At 61.5% G+C, this 17369-nt stretch carries 16 protein-coding genes; 10 read left to right on the plus strand and 6 right to left on the minus strand.

Translation table 11 applies throughout. The annotated features are described in order from the left end of the window. Window positions 1–45: 45 nt before the first annotated feature. From ACFPQ5_RS02890 to ACFPQ5_RS02900, 3 genes are all read left to right on the plus strand, one after another. Window positions 46–2754 carry a TonB-dependent receptor gene (locus tag ACFPQ5_RS02890; protein WP_379751727.1) on the plus strand — a complete coding sequence of 903 codons (2709 nt, stop codon included), beginning with the start codon at window positions 46–48 and terminating at the stop codon, window positions 2752–2754. 84 nt (window positions 2755–2838) lie between these two features. Continuing rightward, a complete protein-coding gene (locus ACFPQ5_RS02895) occupies window positions 2839–3531 on the plus strand; it encodes a hypothetical protein (protein WP_379751729.1) in 693 nt (230 codons plus the stop codon). Beyond that, window positions 3528–5330, plus strand: a complete 1803-nt coding sequence (locus ACFPQ5_RS02900; protein WP_379751731.1) for a 2Fe-2S iron-sulfur cluster-binding protein — start codon at window positions 3528–3530, stop codon at window positions 5328–5330. Before ACFPQ5_RS02895 ends, ACFPQ5_RS02900 begins: the two co-directional genes overlap by 4 nt. A 63-nt stretch (window positions 5331–5393) precedes the next feature. Here the strand turns inward: ACFPQ5_RS02900 and ACFPQ5_RS02905 are convergent, their stop codons facing one another. The 6 genes from ACFPQ5_RS02905 to ACFPQ5_RS02930 form a co-directional block, all read right to left on the minus strand. Then, window positions 5394–5837: a YybH family protein gene (locus ACFPQ5_RS02905; RefSeq protein WP_379751733.1), complete on the minus strand. Its 444-nt coding sequence runs from the start codon at window positions 5835–5837 to the stop codon at window positions 5394–5396. Window positions 5838–6004: 167 nt separating this feature from the next. Then, complete coding sequence (locus ACFPQ5_RS02910; RefSeq protein ID WP_379751735.1) at window positions 6005–6349, minus strand: copper-binding protein; 345 nt, start codon at window positions 6347–6349, stop codon at window positions 6005–6007. A gap of 27 nt (window positions 6350–6376) precedes the next feature. Next, window positions 6377–6820, minus strand: coding sequence for a DUF411 domain-containing protein (locus ACFPQ5_RS02915; RefSeq protein WP_379751737.1), 444 nt, complete (start codon window positions 6818–6820; stop codon window positions 6377–6379). 25 nt (window positions 6821–6845) lie between these two features. Further along, window positions 6846–8240: a multicopper oxidase family protein gene (locus ACFPQ5_RS02920; protein ID WP_379751739.1), complete on the minus strand. Its 1395-nt coding sequence runs from the start codon at window positions 8238–8240 to the stop codon at window positions 6846–6848. A gap of 14 nt (window positions 8241–8254) precedes the next feature. Continuing rightward, entirely contained in the window at window positions 8255–9670 is a 1416-nt protein-coding gene (locus ACFPQ5_RS02925; RefSeq protein WP_379751742.1) for a TolC family protein, read from the minus strand. 15 nt (window positions 9671–9685) lie between these two features. Further along, complete coding sequence (locus ACFPQ5_RS02930) at window positions 9686–10054, minus strand: hypothetical protein (protein ID WP_379751744.1); 369 nt, start codon at window positions 10052–10054, stop codon at window positions 9686–9688. 276 nt (window positions 10055–10330) lie between these two features. On the opposite strand from ACFPQ5_RS02930, the gene ACFPQ5_RS02935 reads away from it, so the two are divergent. The 7 genes from ACFPQ5_RS02935 (at window position 10331) to ACFPQ5_RS02965 (ending at window position 17189) form a co-directional block, all read left to right on the plus strand. Further along, window positions 10331–10501 (plus strand): hypothetical protein, encoded by a 171-nt coding sequence (locus tag ACFPQ5_RS02935; protein ID WP_379751746.1) that lies wholly within the window; start codon window positions 10331–10333, stop codon window positions 10499–10501. Window positions 10502–10800: 299 nt separating this feature from the next. Beyond that, complete coding sequence (locus tag ACFPQ5_RS02940; protein WP_379751748.1) at window positions 10801–11214, plus strand: DUF305 domain-containing protein; 414 nt, start codon at window positions 10801–10803, stop codon at window positions 11212–11214. 353 nt (window positions 11215–11567) lie between these two features. Further along, window positions 11568–11774: a heavy-metal-associated domain-containing protein gene (locus ACFPQ5_RS02945; protein ID WP_379751750.1), complete on the plus strand. Its 207-nt coding sequence runs from the start codon at window positions 11568–11570 to the stop codon at window positions 11772–11774. Between the two features lie 345 nt (window positions 11775–12119). Continuing rightward, the gene (locus ACFPQ5_RS02950; RefSeq protein ID WP_379751752.1) at window positions 12120–14612 is read left to right on the plus strand and encodes a heavy metal translocating P-type ATPase; all 2493 of its coding nucleotides are present in this window, start codon (window positions 12120–12122) and stop codon (window positions 14610–14612) included. A gap of 18 nt (window positions 14613–14630) precedes the next feature. Continuing rightward, window positions 14631–15101, plus strand: a complete 471-nt coding sequence (cueR, locus tag ACFPQ5_RS02955; protein ID WP_379751754.1) for a Cu(I)-responsive transcriptional regulator — start codon at window positions 14631–14633, stop codon at window positions 15099–15101. 834 nt (window positions 15102–15935) lie between these two features. Continuing rightward, window positions 15936–16874, plus strand: coding sequence for an IS5-like element ISEcl7 family transposase (locus ACFPQ5_RS02960; RefSeq protein WP_379751756.1), 939 nt, complete (start codon window positions 15936–15938; stop codon window positions 16872–16874). A 33-nt stretch (window positions 16875–16907) separates the two neighbouring features. Further along, window positions 16908–17189, plus strand: coding sequence for a copper-binding protein (locus ACFPQ5_RS02965; RefSeq protein WP_379751758.1), 282 nt, complete (start codon window positions 16908–16910; stop codon window positions 17187–17189). Window positions 17190–17369 lie beyond the last annotated feature (180 nt).

Consider the following 17369-nt stretch of genomic DNA (forward strand, 5'->3'; position numbering starts at 1 on the left):
TGCGGATAGTGCCCGGCTTCTCATAAAAAGTAACCTGGAGGGTAAATGACTCACAAGTACATACCGACGACGACGACCGCGCTCGCACTTCTGCTCTTGCAGAGTGCCTATGCGCAACAGCCTGCGGCAGGGGGTAGCACCCCCGAAGATGCGAGCGTGGCCCGCGTACAGGTCACCGGCAGCCGCATCAATCTGCGGCAGGAGCAGGTTTCAGGTGTTGGCCCAGTTACCGTGATCGATGCAGAAACGATCCAGCGCTCGGGGGCGATTTCGATCGAAACCCTCCTGCAGCGTCTGCCGTCGTCCGCCGGCACCGCGGGCAACCAGAGTAGCGCGTACTGGACCAGCAATGGCTACGGCACCACGCAGGTCAACCTGCGAGGCCTGGGAATCGACCGCACGCTCGTGCTGCTCAACGGCCGGCGTGTCGTGTCTGGAGGCACCGGAGCCAACAGTTCGGTCGACTTGAACATGATTCCGGTCGCAATGATCGAGCGCATCGAAGTCCTGAAGGACGGGGCCTCGGCCATTTATGGTGCCGATGCGGTTGCCGGCGTCGTGAACATTATCACCAAGAAGGCAATCGACGGCGTTGAGGCATCGGTTCGCTATGGTAAAACCGAGCGTGGCGACGGCGATGAAAAATCGGCCGACCTCGTCTGGGGAACGCGTAGCGAGCGCGGAAGCGTGATGGCCTCGCTGAATTATTCTGAAAGCGGAGCGGTCAATCTGGCGAGCCGCGCTCCATGCGCTCTTTTCGAGGAGGACGGCGAACTGGTCTGCTCTGGCAGTTCGTCCACCATCGGCGGCCGGGCACGCCTGGCGGACGGCCGACGGATCAATTTCAATCAGGACCCAAACGGTAACCCGCGTGGGTTCGAGACCTATAATGCCGCGAAGCACGCTTACAACAGCAATCCGTTCCTGAATGCCGTCAACCCGATCAAGCGGATCGGCGTCAGCGCCTTCGGCAACATGCACCTGAGCGATTCGGTCGATGGATTCACCGAGCTCATGTTCACGAACCGTCAGTCGGAACAGCTGGCCACGCCTGGCGCGATTGGCATCTATCGGCCGATCGCGATCGCGGCAAATCACCCGACCAACCCTACCGGGCAAAACCTGATCCTGGAACGTCGCCGCGTGGCGGAGGTTGGGCCGCGCTACTTCTTCCAGGAGACCAACACCTTCCGTGTCGTCGCAGGCCTGAAGGGCACGTTCGCGCAAAAGTGGGACTGGTCGGCCTCGCTGAACTGGGGACGCAACACGGGCGTCGATGGCATGACCAACATCATCAACCTCGACCGCGTGGATGCGACCCTGAGTGCGGCAACCTGCGGCACCAGTCCAACTGCCGCGCCTTGCGGCAACTACCTTGGATACGGCAATCTCAGCCAGGCAGCGCTCGACTATATTCACTTCACAACGCGGGACCATGGCGGTAACGATCAGAAGAGTTTCAACGCCAGCATCAGCGGCGAGTTGTTCTCGCTGCCGGCAGGTGCAGTCGGCTTTGCGTCAGGCTTCGAATACCGCCGCGAAAAGGGATGGCGTGATCCGGACAGCCTGATTGTTTCGGGTTCGGCCAACACCAATGCCCAGGATCCGATCGCCGGTGAATACAGCGCGCGTGAGGTGTTCGCAGAACTGGCAGTGCCTTTGCTCGCCAAGCTGCCGTTCGTCGATTCACTGACCTTGAACGCCGCAGCTCGCTACTCGGACTATGATTTGTTCGGGTCGCAAGGGACCTACAAGCTGGGATTGGACTGGCAGATCACTCGTGCCTTGAAGATGCGCGCCAACATGTCGACTGCGTTCCGCGTGCCGACCGTGCCAGAGCTCTTCGGCGGCGTATCCGAGGGCAACCTTACGACAACCGATCCTTGCAATAACTGGAATACGCTGGACCCGAACTTGGCAGTCTACAAAAACTGCCAGGCCTCCGGCGTGCCGGCCGGCTTCAGGCAGTTCGGCCCCTCGATCCTGACGACCGGCGGAGGAAATCGAAACCTCAAGCCCGAAGAGGCGGACACCTTCACCGTCGGTGCGGTCTGGACGCCGTCGAAAACGCTGACATTCACGGTCGATTACTTCAACATAGAGATCGACAACGCGATCGAGACCGTGCCCGGTTCCACCAAGCTGGCAGTGTGCTACAACTCGCCGGGCCTGGCCCACATTTTCTGCAGCCCATCGAGCTTCACGCGCGACCCGCAGACCCGGGAAATCAATTTCCTTTCCTCGCAGCCGGAAAATGCGGCGCAACAGCGCGTCTCCGGGGTGGATGTCGGCGCGATGGTCGATTTCAAGCTCTTCGGATGGAACTCGTCCTTCACGGCCGATGTCTCGCGGCTCCAGCGTTTCGACGTCACGCCGTTCCCTGGTGGCGACACCATCGAATACGCCGGCAAGATTACGGGCGGGCGCGGCAGCTATGCCAAGTGGCGTTCGAACATGTCCCTGTCGGGGGAAAACGGCCCCTGGGCGGGCTCGTATACGGTCCAGTACATCGGGTCGGCCGAGGACATCAATGCCGCTCCTGGCGATATCGGCGCGCGCGCGCCGAGTGTGGCTTATCACAACGCGAGCGTGAAATACGCTTTCAACAAGGCGCTCGCGATTTCCTTCGGCATCGACAACCTGTTCGACAAGCGTCCTCCGTACATCCAGAGCTGGACCGACGGGAATACGGACACGATGACCTATGACCTGCTCGGACGCCGCTGGCACGTCCGCCTGGGCTACCGGTTCTAACCGCTGGCCCGCAGTCAGGCCGGCCCCGCATATACTGCGGGGCCGACCACCGCAGCCGGGTAACTCAACCAATTTTTTACTACTATGCAATTAGCGTTCTGGGTGCGGCGCGCCCATAAATGGATCGGCCTTGTCATTGGCGTGCAGGCATTGTTCTGGATGATCAGCGGCCTGTATATGGTGGTGGTACCGCTGGAAGTCATTCACGGCGACCACTTGGCGCACGTGCCGACCGAACGGCTCAATCCTGGCGGCCGCCGGGTCCCACTGGGCCGGCTGCACGAGGTCTACCCCGGGATTACTTCCATTCGCCTGAAAAACCTTCTCGGAAAAGAGGTATACGAGATCAAGCAAGGAAAGCAAGCCAACCTCGTAAACGCGGCGGATGGTGTAAAAATCAGCCCGCTCGACCGGGAACACATCGTTGCGCTTGCCGAGGCTGCCTATGTCGGGGAAGGCAGCATTCGCGGCGTGGAATGGGTAACGAAGGCGCCACGGGAAGTCGGCAGCCGACCGGTGCCGCTCTGGGCCGTCCACTACGACGAGCCGGGCAAGACCACACTGTATTTCTCGCCGCATACGGGCGACCTGGTAGCACGGCGCCACGAGCTCTGGCGATGGTTCGACTTCCTCTGGATGTTCCACATCATGGACTACGAAGAACGTGAAAACGTGAACAATACCCTGTTGCGGACGGCATCGATCACGGGCCTGCTGTTCGCCCTGAGCGGCGCATGGCTCCTGTTCTACAGCTTTACCCGGAGGAAGACAGCATGAGCCCCTGGATGCGACGCCTCCACAAGTGGGTGGGACTGATCCTGGCCATCCAGTTCCTGCTATGGATGTCGAGCGGGGCCATGATGAGTCTGCTGGACGCAAACAAGGTGCAGGGACGGGAATTCCGGATCAAGCCTCCGACACCACCGGAATGGCCGCGCAGTGCGCTTGCTGCGGACGCCGTCCTGGCTGCCAGCGTAGACAGTGTCATGGCGATCACCTCAGGCTGGATCCTCGACCGGCCGGTGTACCGGCTACAGAACGAAAAGCGCAGCTGGCTGGTGAGCGCGAGGGAAGGCAAGGCCATAACGCTTGATGCCGGCCTCGCCACGCAGATCGCCCTGGCCTCGTATTCCGGACCCGGAAAGCCGGCGCCGGCACGCCTGCTCGCGTATTCGCCAGAAACGCGCGCCCACAAGGAGCAGGTCTGGCGCGTCGATTTCGACGACGCGCAGGGGACCTCCGTGTATGTCTCGAACCTCTCGGGCGCCGTGCTCGAGCACAGGAACAGCACATGGCGCCTGTTCGACCTGTTCTGGATGCTCCACATCATGGACTACAGCGAGCGCACCAACTTCAATAATCCGTTGCTCGTCTCCAGTGCCATCGGCGGCTTGTGGATGGCATTGACCGGCGTCTGGCTGCTCTTTACCAGCATCCGCCTGGCCGAGTTCGTTCCACGCGGCTGGCGCCGCAGCCGCACGGTCAATCTCGTGGACAGGAGTAATAACAGCCTAAGGTCGATCGAGGCGGCGCACGGTGAGATGGTATTCAACGCGCTGGCCCGCGCCGGGCTGCAGTTGCCGTCGAACTGCGGTGGCGGACAGAATTGCGGGCTTTGCGAGGTCCGCTGCACTGGCGAGGTCCCGGCACCAACGGACGCGGACCGCGCGTTGTTGTCGCCGCAAAAACTTGACGCGGGATTCAGGCTCGCCTGCAACCTTCCGGTCAGGCGCAGCGTCGACATCGATGTCGGGGATATCTTAGCGTTCATGTCCGAACAAAGTGGCGTGGTAACCGGCGCAAAGGCCATTACGCCATTCCTGCGGGAGCTTACGATACGGCCGCACACCCGGCTCGAATGCCGCCCAGGCGCTTATGTCCAGCTGCATGTGCCTGCCTATGAGCGCGACGCAAGCCATCTGGATATTCCCGAGGATCATCTCGAAGACTGGCACACCGTCGGGCGACCAGGGCGGCTGGCCAATGCGAACCCTGTGCGGCGTTCGTATTCGGTGTCGGTACCGGTGGAGCAAGCGGGCGGCGAATTGACCTTCCTTGTGCGCTTCGTTCCGGGCGCGACACCGGGCAAGGGATCCGGCTACATGTACACGCTCAAGTCCGGTGACGAAGTGCGCTTCAGCGGTCCGTTTGGCGACTTCGCCCTGAAGCCGGGCGCACGCGAGAAGGTTTTCATTGGCGGGGGAGCCGGTATGGCGCCGCTGCGCGCGATGATCCACGCGCTGCTCGCTCGGGGCGCCCGCGAGCCACTTCATTTCTGGTACGGCGCACGCAGCAGGCGCGAGGCCCCCTATGTCGAGGAAATGCAAGCGTTCGCCGAACAGCACGCCAACTTCCAATGGCACCTGGTCTTGTCGGAGGAACCAGCCCAATCTGGCATGTGCAGCGGGTTCGTACATGATGCAGTGCGGGAAGGGCTGCTGCGCACCTACCCGGATATCGGTGCACTCGAGTTCTACGTGTGCGGTCCGCCGGCGATGCTGTCGGCTACCCGAACGATGCTGCGTTCTCTCGGGGTGGACGACGCCAATGTAGCGTACGACGACTTCAAGATATAGGTGCGTAGGTGCCCGGGGCGCTCCCGATCGGTCCGGAGGGGCACGATCGGGGCATGCCCCGCTTTACTTTGCTTTTCGGGACGACCAGTGCACGTGGACGATTGACCAGGCGCCGTCCTTTTTCTGTAGAACCGCCGTTTCAGTCCCGAGCATGTGGATGGCCTTGCCGCGCAGGGTGCCAGTCGTCTCGGTTTCCTGCCACACGACCGCCGTGTTGCCGTCGACGCGCTCGTTTTGCTCGAGTACTTTGCGCGTCGAGTTCTTCGCAAATTCCATGTCGCCCCCGAGATGATGGCCCGCGTACTCCTCGCGGGAGCGTTCTACATGACCGGCCTCGTAGATCGCGATGTCGGTTGCCAGCAGGCTGGTGGCCCGGGCCTTGTCTCCTGCGACGAGGGCATCATGGAAGGCCGCAAGCGCCTCGGTAGGCGAGGCGGCAAGGGCGCCTGCCGATGCACCCGTCATCGCAGCGGCCAGAAAGAGTCCTGCTGTCGTTTTTCTTATCATTTTCGTTCCTTGTGTTGAGGAGACGGCTCGACGCCGTTGGCGTCGAAACCGGGCCGAGGGAGGTTGCGGCCACCCGCACCGCCACCAGCGTGAAGCCACCGTCCGCAGGCAAGCGTGCGGGATGCTCCGCACTTCCGCCTGCTCGATCGTTGGGCCTGCCTCGTCGATTACTGCGCTTTCTGCAACTGGACAATCGTGAACGCGCCATTGACGCGCTCGGCTGCGAAGGTGACTTTGTCGCCGACCTTTACCTGGTCCAGCATCGCGGCGTCCTTCGTGCGAAATGCCATGGTCATACCCGGCATGTTCAGGTTCGTGATGTCTCCGTGACGAAGCGTGATTTTTCCCGCCTCCTTGTCGACCTTTTTCACTTCAGCTTCCACCAGCGTCGGCGCTGCCGCCTGCTGGCCGGCATGGGCCTCATGGCCGCCGTGCGCGTGTTCCTGCGCGGAGGCGGTTGCGGCGCCAGCTGCCATGACGAGGGCGATTGCGAGTTTGGAAATTACGTTCATGTCGATTCCTTTCGTGGTTGGGTTTGGTCAGTTGTAATGCTTGTATACAGACGTACGGCCGCCGGCCTGCACCAGAAGAACGTCGTACGGATCCTTGCGCGGGCCTTCCATGCCGGGCGAGCCAAGCGGCATCGCGGGCACGGCCAGTCCTTTGGCTTTTGGCTTTTCCGCGAGCAGCCGTTTGATCTCGGACGCCGGCACATGGCCTTCGATGGCATAGCCGCCCACCATTCCGGTATGGCAGGAACCAAGCGCGTCTGGAATGCCGCCGCGCTCGCGGTAGTCCGAAGGATTCGCAACGTTGGCCACACGGGTCTTGATGCCGTTCGCTTCGAGGTGCTTGACCCACTCCTCGCAGCAGCCGCAGTACTCGCTCTTGTAGACGTCGATGACAGGGGCCGCAGCCATGGCGGCCACCGGGATGCACAAAGTCGCAGCCAGTGCGGCGCGGTTAAGGATTCGTTGAATCATTGGATTGCTCCTTTTCGTGATGTGATCAGTGGTGTCCCTGGTGGCCGGCCGGCTTGCGCACGGTCACCTCGACCTCCGGCCCCTTGCCCGCAGCGGGCATTGCCTGGCCGCCGGCCGAGCCGCTACGCACTGCGGCCGGTGCCTCGCCTTTCCATTCGTAGGCCACGGTGCCTGCCGGATGCTTGTACCAGCCGGGATCCTTGTAGTCGCCCGGCTTCTGGTCTTTGCGAACCTTGAGCACTGTGAACATGCCGCCCATCTCGACACCGCCGAAAGGCCCTTGGCCAGTCATCATCGGCAGTGTGTTGTCCGGAATCGGCATTTCCATGTCGCCCATCGAGCCCCCCTTGTCGCCCATGACCATGTAGTCCGGCACGAGCTTCGAGATCTTTTCCGCGACGCCGCGGTGGTCCACACCGATCATGTTCGGCACGCTGTGTCCCATCGCGTTCATCGTGTGGTGCGACTTGTGGCAGTGGAAGGCCCAATCCCCCAGGTCGGTTGCGACGAATTCGATCGCGCGCATCTGCCCGACCGCGATATCGGTGGTGACCTCGGGCCAGCGCGACTCCGGCCGGGTCCAGCCGCCATCGGTGCCCGTCACCTCGAACTCGTGGCCGTGCAGGTGGATCGGGTGGTTCGTCATCGTCAGGTTGCCGGCGCGGATGCGCACCCGATCTCCCTGGCGCACGTTCATCGTGTCGACGCCGGGAAAGGCGCGGCTGTTGATCGTCCACAGGTTGAAGTCCGTCATCTCATTGACCCGCGGCGTGTAGCTGCCCGGCTCGATGTCATACGCGTTAAGCAGGAAGACGAAGTCGCGGTCGACCGCATGCTGGCGCGGATCCTTGGGGTGTGTGACCCAGAACCCCATCATTCCCATTGCCATCTGCACCATTTCATCGGCGTGCGGATGGTACATGAAGGTGCCGGGCCGGCGAGCGACGAACTCATAAACAAAGGTTTTACCTGGCTGGATGCCTGGCTGGTTCAACCCGGTGACACCGTCCATGCCGTTTGGCAGCCGCTGTCCGTGCCAGTGGATGCTGGTGTGCTCGGGCAGGCGGTTGGTCACGAAAATACGTACCCGGTCGCCCTCGACCACTTCGATGGTCGGCCCCGGGCTCTGGCCGTTGTAGCCCCACAGGTTCGCTTTCATGCCGGGGGCAATTTCGCGCACCACTGGCTCGGCGATCAAGTGGAACTCCTTGACACCGTTATTCATACGCCAGGGCAGGGTCCAGCCGTTCAGGGTGACGACCGGGTTGTAGGGGCGTCCGTTCGGCGGCACCAGCGGCGGCTGGGTCGCCGCACTGCTCATGCTAGGCGCTTCCGGCAGCGTGGCGGCACCGGCGCGGGTTACGAGGCCGGCACCTACCAGTGCTGCGGCGCCGCTGAAGAAGTCTCGACGAGAACTCATTTGCTAATCCTTGTTTAATGTTCGGGTGCGGCTTCGGCGGCGCTCGAAGCGCCGAGCGATACCGACGCACCGCCGCTGCCGTTGATGGCGGCTTGCAGGTCGGTCTCGGCAATCCAGTAATCGCGCTGGGCCTGGATCGCTGCATTCACGCCCGTGACCTGGGTACGGGCATCGGCCAGCAGCTCGAACACGCTCGCGAGCATGCCGTTGTAGCGAAGCAGGGTCTCCTCCGAGATTTTTTTCTGCAGGGGGACGACCTCGTCCCGGTACTGCTTGCTAAGGTCATAGGTGGTCCGGTAGGCCGAGTAGGCTTCCCGCACCTGCGAGCGCGCCACCGTTGCGGCATGCGCTGTGCGGTGCACCGCCTGCATGTAGAGCGATTGCGCTTTGGCGACGCGTGCGCCGCCCCAGTCGAAGATCGGCAACGCGAGCTCGACCTCATAGCCGTTCTCGCGCGGGGTACCTGATTTGCTGGCGTTGGCATAACCGGCGTCAAGCACGTTGATAAAGCCCGTTGCTTTCGTCAGACCGAGCGCGCGGGCGGTCGATTCGGTATCGACTTTGGACAGGCGCACGTCGAGGCGTTGCTGCATGGCCAGCGATTCGATATTGGTGGCTTCGCGGGGAGCCGCAGGCAGATCCGGCAGGCGCTCGGGTAGCTGGAATGCCGTATGTTCGCCCCATACCCCCATGAGGCGGGCAAGCTGTTCGCGCGCGGCGGTCGCATTGTGCCGCGCCCGTGCGAGCTGAGCCGTCGCCTCGGCCGAGAAGGCCTGTTCGCGTGCCTGGTCCAGCGCACTCAGGTTACCAACCCTGGCCATGCGCTGCGCCAGTTCGGCGCTTGCCTGCGCAGCCTCGCGCACCTGCTCGGCATAGCGTGTCGACTGGCTTGCCGCGACTGCCCTGAACCAGGCCTTGCGCGTGTCCGCGGCCAAGTTAACGGCATCGAGGGCGGCGACCAGCTTGGCGCTTTCGAAGCGGCGCGCCTCTATATCGCGGCGGATCGGAATGGTCACGAGGCCGACGAGGTCGAATATCACACTGCGTTCGATCTCGGTTTCCCCTCCACCCGACATGCGACTGAAGCTGAAACTCGGATTGCTCATCCGGCCAGCCTGGACCAGATCGGCCTCCGCCACACCCAGTCCGGCGAGCGAAGCGCGCAGGCCGCGGTTGTTAAGCAGCGCGACGCGCACCGCGTCGTCTGCGGAGAGTGGAGACTTCATGAGCCTGGCGAGTTCTTCCCGCGCCGGATCGGCGTTCCCGGTGGCTTTCGGCAAGCGCACATCTTGCCCCGTGCGTTCCTTGGTAAGGGCGGATACCGAATCGAGGCCGCCGTCCTGCGAGAACGTTGCGCAACCGCTCAAGACCAATACCAGGGCGCTCGCAGCGATGAGGCGGAGTGGGGGAAGAGAGGACTGTTTTGTCATTATTGTCGCCTTCACTTAATTGTGTTTGCTGTGATCGACAGGCGCTGGCTGGAGGCGCGGGCCATCCGGTGTGCCAGCGTGCACCGGCGCAGCTGCAGCTGCAACGCCTCGGTCCCCGGACTGTTGTGCCTGCGGCGCGCCATGTCCGGCATGCCCGGACGGAGCCGCCAGGGCGTCGTTCGCCGCGCGCCACGCCTTGTCAGGCGTAGGCTGTGCTTCCTGGGCCGGCTGGGCCGGGCGGGCGATTGCCGACTCGTAGACGATCGGTGGCGCGGCCGCATGCGGATCGGCGGGGTCAGGCGCAGGGAAGGATTGCTGGGCCAGCGCACCGAGGGGCGCAGCCAGCAGGACGCCAAAAGCGGCGGCCAAAAGTTTCTGATTCATTGTCAGTCCTCAAAATCGGCAACTGGGACGTGCATGTGCACGCGCGTACGCGCAAGATGCGTGACCGGACCACCGGGATGGCGCCGTCAGCTCTTGTTTCGATTAAGCGGATTGACGCCGGGGAGGGCGTTGAGGACCGTCCGGGATAAATCCCGGGACCATCGCCATTGGCGACACGAGGAAGACGTCGGAGCCGTCGAAGCTAGGGACGGCGAGGAAGGCCGACGGAGGCGCTACCGCGCCGGCACAGAGCGCAGAGCATGCGCTGCAGGATGAGTGAGCCTGCTTCTCGAACTTCGCAGGCCGAGCGTGCGTATCGGATCCGCTGTCGCCGGCGTTGCTCGCATGGACGCCGTGATGGGCGTGCATCTCGATGCCTGCGCCAAGGTGGGCAGCATCGATGCGCTCGACCTTATGGCTGACCTGGCTGGAATCGGGCGCGCATGACATTCCGACGCTGGCAGCAACTGCATGCAGCGGGAGTATGGCCATCAGGAGCCAAATCAGGAATGTCTTGAGCGAGCGGTTCATGGATGTGCCGAGTATAGCACGGCTGTTTTTGCGCGGAAACGGCTTAAGCCTGGCTAAAGTCTTCTGCTGATGTTGAACTGGAGACATCACTCCCGGGAATGGATCCGCGTCATTGTACGTCAACGCACCGTGTAGCCTGGGGCATGCACCCATAATGATTGAATACCAGTTTCGAATGTCGGTATGGAAGAGTCATCATCCTAAAGGAGAACTATATGAAACAGTCTAAGTTGAGCACTTCCCTGTTCTCGGGCGTCTTCGCGGTCCTCATCGGGGTTTCCGGCAGCGCGCTAGCGCAAACGGGAGAGCATGCACAGCATGGCACCACGACGTCGGGAGCGGCTGCCGGGGCCCAGCAACACGAGATGGCCGGTCACGAAATGATGCAGACGATGCAGGAGATGCATCAGAAAATGTCGGCGATGCAAATGACGGGCGACCCTGACCACAACTTCGCAATGATGATGCGCGCGCACCACCAGGCCGGCGTCGATATGGCAAACGCCGAGATCAAGAACGGCAAGGACGCGCAAATGGTAAAGGCCGCAAAAAAGGTCGTTGCCGACCAAACCAAGGATATCAAGAAGCTCGATCAGTGGATGGAGAAGCATAAAGCGTCGGGCAAGTAAGCGCAGGCATGCGGCCTGTCAGTCGACAGGCCGCCGCTAGCGCGGAGGCATCAGCGGTCAACCGGTGCAGCGTTGACCTGCCAGTAGCGGCGTACAGCCAAGCCTGCCGCGTGCCTGATGTCGTAGCATTCCGCCGCACAGGCATCACGAACGCCGTATGCGTCTCGTACATACACCTTGAGCTCGTCCAAATTGTCCGCACCTGGTTGTGGAGGGCTGTTATCGTCTTCTGGGCCTGAACCTCCCCGCCCGCACGGCAGAACAGAATTTAATGGGACATCAAAGAATATACTTGACCTTCCAACCATGGGAAGGATTAAGGTGGACCTGCAGTTAACCAATGGAGGTATCAAATGTACGAATTGCAAGTTGAAGGCATGACCTGTGGCGGTTGCGCCAATAGCGTCAAGAAGTCGGTGCAAGCTCTCGACAGCGCTGCAAAGGTGGAAGTTGACCTGGGTAGCAAAAAGGTCCGGATCGACACCAAGCTCGGTATCGATCAGGTCAAGGCAGCCGTGGTGCAGGCGGGGTATCCCGTGACTGCGAGCACAACCGCGTAACGCAAGAAGGGAGATAGGGATGCCGGCACGCCTGGTCCGTGCCGGCATCCTGCTCCAACGACCAATTTCGGGAGATCGTGGCGCAGCCATATGCCGTTATTGTTCTGTGCAGAGCTAGCGCGCGTGGCGAGTCCGGAGCAGGCTTGCCTGCATTGGTTCAGCCAGGAGACTGCGCCGCTACCGGCAGCACGAGGCACTACGTTTGGCAGGCCATATAGCTTGGTCTACTGACGCTGGATCAGCCCCAAAGTCACATTCAAAAAAATCTTATGGAATCTACTTGACCTTCCCATGATGGCAAGGGGCATCGTGTCTTCATATTGAGGAAAAGGTAGAGGACCACACATGGACATTTCGAACAAAACGGTGCCTGGGACGAGCATATCACCCATCAGTCTGCCAATCGAGGGGATGACGTGCGCATCCTGTGTTGGCCGCGTCGAGGCAGCCCTCCGAAAGGTGCACGGTGTCGCCAGCGTCGCCGTTAACCTCGCTACCGAACGGGCGGAGGTACGGCCGAGCGGACACGGTTCAGTCGACCGTGCTGCTCTTGTGCAGGCAGTTGAAAAGGCCGGATACGATGTTCCCGCGCAGACAATCGAGCTGTCCGTCGAGGGCATGACCTGCGCATCGTGCGTGGGGCGAGTCGAGCGTGCACTGCAGGCCGTGCCAGGCGTCAGCCAGGCCACGGTCAATCTGGCCACCGAGCGTGCCACGGTGCGCGGCGTCGCGGCGACCGAAGCGCTGCTGGCCGCAATCGGCAAGGCCGGTTATGAAGCAAGGAACCTCGATTCCATTACCCTTTCCGGCGATGACAACGCCGAAGCGAGGAAAGATGCTGAACGAGTGGCACTCAAGCGCGACCTGCTGATCGCCTCCGCCCTGGCACTGCCAGTCGTCATCCTTGAGATGGGCTCGCACTTGCTACCGTCCATGCACCACTGGGTGATGGAGAACGTCGGACAAGGATTGAGCTGGCAACTGCAGTTCGTGCTGACGACGCTGGTATTGCTCGTGCCCGGCCGCCGCTTCTATACCAAGGGTCTCCCGGCACTGCTGCGGCTGGCACCAGACATGAATTCGCTCGTGGCGGTCGGCACACTTGCCGCCTATGGGTATTCGCTTGTCGCCACTTTCATGCCGCACCTGCTGCCGGCAGGTACGGTCAACGTGTATTACGAAGCGGCGGCCGTGATCGTGGCGCTAATTCTGTCGGGGAGATTCCTGGAGGCTCAGGCAAAGGGGCGCACTTCGCAGGCCATCCAGAGGTTGGTTGGCTTGCAGGCAAAAGTGGCCCACGTCGTACGCGGCGGCCGCGCCATCGACATACCTGTGGCGGAGGTTGTCGCCGGCGATGTGCTCGAGGTACGCCCGGGAGAACGGATCCCGGTCGATGGCGAGGTCATCGAGGGCGTCAGCTATGTCGACGAATCCATGATCACAGGCGAACCGGTTCCGGTAAAGAAAGCGCGCGGCAATGCCGTTGTGGGCGGCACCGTCAACCAGAGAGGTGCCCTGTCCCTGCGCGCCACCGCAGTCGGTGGACAAACGGTGCTCGCTCAAATCATTCGCCTGGTGGAGCAGGCGCAGGCCTCGAAATTGCCGATTCAGGCGGTCGTCGACAAGGTAACCATGTGGTTTGTGCCAGCAGTGATGGCGGCTGCCACGGCCACCTTCCTGGTCTGGCTCGCGTTCGGCCCGTCCCCAGCGCTGACCTTCGCCATGGTAAACGCGGTGGCGGTCCTGATTATTGCCTGCCCATGCGCGATGGGACTGGCAACGCCGACCTCGATCATGGTCGGTACCGGACGAGGCGCGGAGCTGGGCGTCCTGTTTCGAAAGGGCGAGGCACTGCAGGTTCTGAAAGACGCCAGGGTAGTGGCGCTGGACAAGACGGGAACGTTAACCGAAGGGCGGCCGACGCTGACGGATCTGGAGGTTGGCACAGGCTTCGAGCGTGCTCACGTGCTGGCACGTATCGCCGCGGTCGAGTCGCGCTCGGAACATCCGATTGCACGTGCAATTGTCGAGGCGACTGAGAAAGCGGGGATCGACATCCCGGCCATTACACAGTTCGAATCCATTACAGGCATGGGAGTGCGGGCGCTGGTTGATGGCATTCGTGTGGAAGTAGGTGCGGACCGCTACATGCGCTTGCTCGGCCTGGACGTGGAAAGCTTCGAGCAAACGGCCCAGAGGCTGGGGGCGGAAGGAAAGTCTCCACTGTATGCTGCAATCGATGGTCGCCTGGCCGCGATTGTCGCCGTGGCCGACCCCGTCAAGCCGGGCACCCCCATCGCCATCGCTGCCTTGCACCAATTGGGCCTGAAGGTCGCCATGGTCACCGGAGATAACAAGCGCACCGCCAACGCAATCGCGGCACGCCTGGGCATTGACGAGGTTGTCGCAGAAGTGCTGCCTGCCGGGAAGGTGGAGGCGATCCAGAGACTCAGGGGCGCATATGGTCCTGTCGCGTTCGTAGGTGACGGCATCAACGATGCACCTGCTCTGGCCGAGGCCGACGTCGGCCTGGCAATCGGGACCGGTACCGATGTCGCGGTAGAAGCAGCGGACGTGGTACTCATGTCAGGCAGCCTGCAGGGCGTCCCCAATGCGATCGCCCTGTCAAAAGCAACGATCGGCAACATCCGCCAAAACCTGTTCTGGGCCTTTGCCTACAACACCGCCCTTGTCCCGGTTGCGGCAGGGATCCTGTACCCGGCATACGGCGTACTCCTGTCCCCCGTGTTTGCCGCCGGCGCGATGGCCTTGTCCAGCGTGTTCGTTCTCGGTAACGCGTTGCGGCTGCGCGGCTTCAAGCCGCCATTACACGAATGAATGAAACGGGAGAAATACATGAATATCGGTGAGGCATCGAACGCATCCGGGGTTTCGGCCAAGATGATCCGCTACTATGAAGAGATCGAACTGATTCCGCATCCGGCACGCACCGACTCTGGCTACCGGGCTTATACCTTGGCCGACGTGCATCGCCTGCGTTTTATTCGGCGTGCACGGGGCCTCGGCTTCCCGGTAACGGAAATCGTGGAACTGCTCAGCTTGTGGGACGACCGGTCGCGGAAAAGCGCTGACGTCAAGCGCCTTGCGCAAGGGCATATTGCTGACCTTGAAGAGCGGATCAGGAATTTGCGGCAGATGGCCGACACCTTGCAGACCCTGAGCGATTGTTGCGCAGGCGACGAGCGGCCCGATTGTCCAATCCTGACTAACTTGGAAGACATGGAAGAAGAGCAGGGGCCTGCGGTAAGCCTGCCGCGGCCTGCCTCGGGGAAGGACCTGGTTCAGGCGCAAGGGCGACGGAATTGATGCCCGGGCACACCCACGGCAGGGAAAGGAATAAAAAAGCGAGGCAGAATCGCCTCGCCCAACCCTTCAGTTACAGGCTTCCCGGAGAATCAATGGCTGTCCCAGTACTGGCGGCGGTGGTCGCAGCTCGGGCAGCGGATACAACCCGCCGCCGAAAATAGAAAGGAGCAGCGCTCCCGCACCAGAGCGACCAGTTCGTCGAACCAAGCTGGTTCTTCAATGCTGTGCCAAGCGTGTCTTTTCCAGCCTGAGATGCAGGCCGCATCATGCGGTTCAGCCGGACTGCGGCCCGGTTCGTGCAGCCCCGTGAGCCTGCACCGACTGTTAAGTTCTCATTATCCGTCTCGTTCAGCTTCACTTCTGTCGTTTGCAGTCCCGATTTGCGTGTAACGACGCGTCGGGTGCCATTTGCGGCTGCATATGCATATGCAGGTCATCGTCAAATGTGTGGTACTGTAAATACATAGTCCACTCATTCGGCTCTGCCTGCAGGAGTCAATTGCAGGGCTGGCGTCGGCAGGTATGCCCTGCACCGGCATGATGCGACGTTCCGGTAAATTTGCTTATCCCGTTCGTATTTGATATGCGTCAAATGCTCATTGCCATAACGCCTACTACTGCTGATCTAAATCAAGGCGATACGGTAAATGCTACAACAACACCCGCGTTATTTACCTGTATCGGAGTTATCATGAAACCGCATGTGCCCCGCACTTTACTGTTCTCGATTGGTCTCATGGTCGCAGCAGCTGCTGGTGCACAGGGCCGCCACGAGGCTTTGTTGCACAAATCGGCCCATCAGCGGCCGAGGCGCAGCACGGGTAAACTGACGGCATGATTGCTCCCGTAAAGCTGAAGTACCGAACGACCAACTGGAAAGACTACAACGCGGCATTGAAAGCCCGCGGCTCGCTGCTGATCTGGCTGGACAAGGACATGTGCTGGCACGGCAGTGCGAGCGGCAAGCGGGGCCGCAGTCCGAAGTACAGCGAGGCGGCGGTCCAGTTCTGCCTGACCGTTAAGGGCCTGTTCAATCTGCCCTTGCGCCAGGCCATGGGTATGACGCAGAGTCTGCTCGGGTTGGCCGGACTGGACTGGCAAGTGCCCGACTTCAGCACGGTCAGCCGGCGCCAGAAGCGTCTTTCGGTGACGATCGGAGCGCAGCCGACGACGACGGGATTGCACCTGCTGGTCGACAGTACAGGCATCAAGATGCTGGGCGAAGGCGAGTGGAAGACGAAGAAGCATGGTGCCGACTACCGTCGCCAATGGCGCAAGATCCACCTTGGCATTGACGCGGCCACGCTGGAAATCCGGGCGATCGAGGTGACCGACAATGCCACCGGCGATGCCCCAATGCTGCCGTGCTTGCTCGACCAGATACCCACCGAGGAGGTTGTCGCGAGCGTCAGTGGCGACGGCGCCTACGACACGAAAGGCTGCCACGAAGCGATTGCACAACGCGGAGCGCAGGCACTCATTCCGACACGCAAGAACGCCAAGCCATGGAAGGACCAGCGTCCCGGTGCCAAAGCGCGCAATGCCATCCTGGCGGCCACCCGCCGGCTTGGCCGGAAGATCTGGAAAAAGTGGAGCGGGTATCACCGGCGCAGCCTTGTCGAGACCAAAATGCGTTGCTTCAAGCTGCTTGGTGAACGCGTCATGGCGCGCGACTTCGACCGTCAGGTCGCCGAGTTGCAGGTCCGTGCCGCCATCCTCAATCGCTTCAAGCGCTTGGGCACGCCCACGACCGTAGCGGTGACCATGCCGTAAATCCGTCTGGGGTTTGGGGTACTACGCGCTCAATTGATTTATGCAACAAAGCCCCGCCACGATGAAAATGGCAGCACCCATGGCGTCACCCACACGACTGGGAAAGGCACCGTCACCCAAATTGATGTGGCGGCAAAGAGAATCACGCTTGACCACGAGGCAATCCGCAAATTGAAGTTGGACGCCGGAAGCCATGACTTTCAAATCAGGAGCGAGAAAACTGTCGCAACGATCAAGGCGGGGGACAAGGTCGATTTCAGTATCGAAGCCCGCGGAAATGCCATGGAAATCACCCGCCTGAGTAAGCAAAAATAAATGCAATTTCAGCTGCCGGCTCGCGGAATATAGATCCGGCCGGGCAACGCTTTTAGTTCGATCAAGGGAGCATTGGATGAAAGCTGCGCTTGGAACGCCAGTCCATCCCGCTCGAAAATCTGCGCTCAACAATGGTTTCTGGCGGCCTGACGTGCATTCGTCAACGCTGGCATTCGGCGT

Source organism: Massilia suwonensis (assembly GCF_042655665.1).
Lineage (GTDB): Bacteria > Pseudomonadota > Gammaproteobacteria > Burkholderiales > Burkholderiaceae_D > Telluria > Telluria suwonensis.

Coding starts and splice junctions, on each gene's coding strand:
- ACFPQ5_RS02930 (WP_379751744.1), bottom strand. CDS start 10,054: ATGAATCAGAAACTTTTGGCCGCCGCTTTTGGCGTCCTGCTGGCTGCG.
- ACFPQ5_RS02890 (WP_379751727.1), top strand. CDS start 46: ATGACTCACAAGTACATACCGACGACGACGACCGCGCTCGCACTTCTG.
- ACFPQ5_RS02905 (WP_379751733.1), bottom strand. CDS start 5,837: ATGATAAGAAAAACGACAGCAGGACTCTTTCTGGCCGCTGCGATGACG.
- cueR (WP_379751754.1), top strand. CDS start 14,631: ATGAATATCGGTGAGGCATCGAACGCATCCGGGGTTTCGGCCAAGATG.
- ACFPQ5_RS02950 (WP_379751752.1), top strand. CDS start 12,120: ATGGACATTTCGAACAAAACGGTGCCTGGGACGAGCATATCACCCATC.
- ACFPQ5_RS02910 (WP_379751735.1), bottom strand. CDS start 6,349: ATGAACGTAATTTCCAAACTCGCAATCGCCCTCGTCATGGCAGCTGGC.
- ACFPQ5_RS02900 (WP_379751731.1), top strand. CDS start 3,528: ATGAGCCCCTGGATGCGACGCCTCCACAAGTGGGTGGGACTGATCCTG.
- ACFPQ5_RS02960 (WP_379751756.1), top strand. CDS start 15,936: ATGATTGCTCCCGTAAAGCTGAAGTACCGAACGACCAACTGGAAAGAC.
- ACFPQ5_RS02925 (WP_379751742.1), bottom strand. CDS start 9,670: ATGACAAAACAGTCCTCTCTTCCCCCACTCCGCCTCATCGCTGCGAGC.
- ACFPQ5_RS02895 (WP_379751729.1), top strand. CDS start 2,839: ATGCAATTAGCGTTCTGGGTGCGGCGCGCCCATAAATGGATCGGCCTT.
- ACFPQ5_RS02945 (WP_379751750.1), top strand. CDS start 11,568: ATGTACGAATTGCAAGTTGAAGGCATGACCTGTGGCGGTTGCGCCAAT.
- ACFPQ5_RS02915 (WP_379751737.1), bottom strand. CDS start 6,820: ATGATTCAACGAATCCTTAACCGCGCCGCACTGGCTGCGACTTTGTGC.
- ACFPQ5_RS02940 (WP_379751748.1), top strand. CDS start 10,801: ATGAAACAGTCTAAGTTGAGCACTTCCCTGTTCTCGGGCGTCTTCGCG.
- ACFPQ5_RS02920 (WP_379751739.1), bottom strand. CDS start 8,240: ATGAGTTCTCGTCGAGACTTCTTCAGCGGCGCCGCAGCACTGGTAGGT.